Annotated in this window: 3 protein-coding genes; all 3 read left to right on the top strand. The window is 44.5% G+C overall.

Annotation, left to right across the window (positions count from 1 at the left end):
• A partial coding sequence (locus AB3112_RS10445; protein WP_367334454.1) for an HPr family phosphocarrier protein occupies positions 1–144 on the top strand: 144 nt, incomplete at its 5' end.
• A gap of 4 nt (positions 145–148) precedes the next feature.
• Positions 149–1,873, top strand: a complete 1,725-nt coding sequence (gene ptsP / locus AB3112_RS10440; protein ID WP_367334453.1) for a phosphoenolpyruvate--protein phosphotransferase — start codon at positions 149–151, stop codon at positions 1,871–1,873.
• A 211-nt stretch (positions 1,874–2,084) separates the two neighbouring features.
• Positions 2,085–2,761, top strand: a 677-nt coding sequence (locus AB3112_RS10435; protein ID WP_367334452.1) for a glycosyltransferase, incomplete at its 3' end; no start/stop codon positions are given.

The raw sequence follows: 2,761 nt of genomic DNA, 5'->3' as shown, positions 1-2,761 counted from the left end.
GTTAACCTGAAGTCCATCATGGGTGTAATGTCACTCGGTGTTGGCCAAAGTGCCGCTGTTACAATTACCGCGGACGGTGACGACGAAAAACAAGCAATTGATGCCATTTCTGAATCAATGAAAGCAGAAGGACTGACTGAATAATTTCATGAAAGCCTTTAAGGGGATTGCCGCAAGTGACGGAATTGCGATTGCGTCTGCATTTCGGTTAACTGAACCTGATCTTAGCTTCAAGAAGCGAACGGTTACTGATGCCTCTGATGAAATTAAGCGGCTTTATGCTGCGATCGATGTCTCAAAAGACGAGCTTTTAACAATTCAACAAAAAACACTTGAAGACCTCGGCAGCCATGAAGCTGAGGTCTTTAAAGCTCATGTGGCGATTTTATCCGACCCGGAACTACTGAAGCGGATTAAGTCGACCATTGAGAAGGATAAGCTGAACGCTGAGTATGCATTGACCAAGGTGACTGATAGTTATATCAAAATCTTTGATTCAATGACCGATAATGAATATATTAGACAACGTTCCAGTGATATTCATGATGTTACCAAGCGTGTCTTGAGCCACTTGCTGGGTGTGCCATTAGTTGACCCGGCGCTCATTCATCAACCGGTGATTATAATTGCTCACGACCTGACCCCAAGTGATACGGCGCAATTTGTACCGACTTACGTTAAAGGAATCGTGTCGGACATGGGAGGTCGGACGTCTCATTCGGCAATTATGTCACGCTCATTAGACATTCCTGCCGTTGTTGGCTTCACCGGTTCGCTTTCTGAAATTAAGAACGGGGAGACCGTCATTGTTGACGGATCAACCGGAAATGTGATTGTTAATCCGACAGAAGCGCAAAAAGAAGAATTTACTCAAAAACAGACTGCTTACCAAAAACGTCAGAATCGCTTAGCCAATCTGCGTTTTCAGACGACCAGCTCTTCAGACGGGAAGCATCCAATTGTGGCTGCCAACATCGGTACTTTGGACGATCTTCAAGGGGCCGTTGAAAACGGGGCTGAAGGAATTGGCTTATTTAGAACGGAATTCTTGTATATGGATACGAATCATCTTCCGACAGAGGATGAGCAATTCAAGGTCTATAAGCAGGTTCTGGAGACGATGGACCACAAACCGGTGATTATTCGAACCGCTGATATTGGTGGCGATAAGGATTTACCTTATCTAAAGGTTCCCAAGGAAGATAATCCATTTTTGGGTTACCGCGCTATCCGGATGAGCCTGGATAAACCGGATATTTTCCGGACACAGCTGCGGGCATTATTGCGCGCTTCTGCATTTGGAAAGTTGTCCATCATGTTTCCAATGATTACGACGATTAACGAACTGCAGCGGGCAAAAACAATTCTGAACCAGGAACGAATTAAGTTAATGCGTGAAAAGGTGCCGGTTAAGCCAGTCCGTGTTGTGATTCTGGTTGAAGTACCGGCAGCTGCTATTTTAGCCGATCAGTTTGCCAATGAAGTTGATTTCATGAGTATTGGAACCAACGATTTGATTCAATACATCATGGCAGCCGATCGTGGCAACCGTCACGTTTCGTACCTTTATCAACCATACAACCCGGCGGTTTTGCGATTAATTAAGAATATTATCGATGCCTGTCATGACAACCATTTACCTGCGTACATGTGTGGTGAGATGGCTGGCGACCAGTTGGCCATTCCAATTTTAGTCGGAATGGGGCTCGATGAATTCTCGATGAACGCATCGTCGATTTTGAAATCCCGGGCGCTGATCCGGCGGTTGGATTCCAGGGAAATGGTGACGCTTGCCAATAAGGCACTGACCATGGCCAGCACCAGCGAAGAAGTGGTTGCCTTCATCCATCAGGCGCTTAATGACGGCCAATAGATTTATAAATAACTTAAAGAACAAGCTGTTAAGGGCGTCAGACCGTCTATTAACGGCTTGTTCTTTTCGTTTTGGCGGTTTGCAATACCAGAACCAAACCAATATAATTACAATGATTGTGAGACTATACCCCTATATAGGGCAAGCACGCAATGATGTATTTCACGATTTGAGAAAATGAATCAGATTTTTCCAGAAAGGGGTGTCAGCCGTGAATATCGGGATTTTTACAGATACATATTTTCCACAGGTTAGCGGCGTTGCAACCTCGATTAAGACACTTAAAAATGAACTTGAGCGACAGGGAAACCAGGTCTATATCTTTACAACGACAGATCCTCACGTTGATAAAGATACCTATGAGCAAAATATTTTCAGGTTTTCCAGCATTCCGTTTATCTCATTTACCGACCGGCGAATTGCTGTGCGGGGCTTGTTTCAAGCTTATGAAATTGCTAAGGAATTAAACTTGGATATTGTGCATACGCAGACCGAATTTTCAATGGGGATGATTGGTAAGTTTGTTGCCAAGAATTTAAATATTCCCTGCATCCACACCTATCACACGATGTATGAAGACTACCTGCATTACGTGGCGAATGGTAAATTGTTGAGACCGGTTCACGTTAAAGAGGGAACTTTGGCATTTTGTTATCATTTGGCCGGCGTTGTTGCCCCCAGTGATCGGGTGCTGGACAAGCTCACCGATTATGGTGTCAAAAGTCAGATGCGCATCATCCCAACTGGCATTGACGTTGATATGTACGCGGAAGAAATCAAGACGGATATCAGAAGCGAATATCACATTTCACCGGACACACCGCTGATGCTTTCAGTTAGCCGTCTGGCTTATGAAAAGAATATTTCAGAGATCATTGACTACCTCCC

Origin of the sequence: Lentilactobacillus sp., assembly GCF_040773105.1 — a bacterium.
Classification (GTDB): Bacteria; Bacillota; Bacilli; order Lactobacillales; family Lactobacillaceae; genus Lentilactobacillus; species Lentilactobacillus parabuchneri.
The sequence above is the reverse complement of the archived record's forward strand: the minus strand, read 5'-3'. Positions and strand labels throughout refer to the sequence as shown.

Excerpts from the sequence above, each read along its gene's own strand:
- ptsP (WP_367334453.1), top strand. The coding sequence starts at position 149 with ATGAAAGCCTTTAAGGGGATTGCCGCAAGTGACGGAATTGCGATTGCG.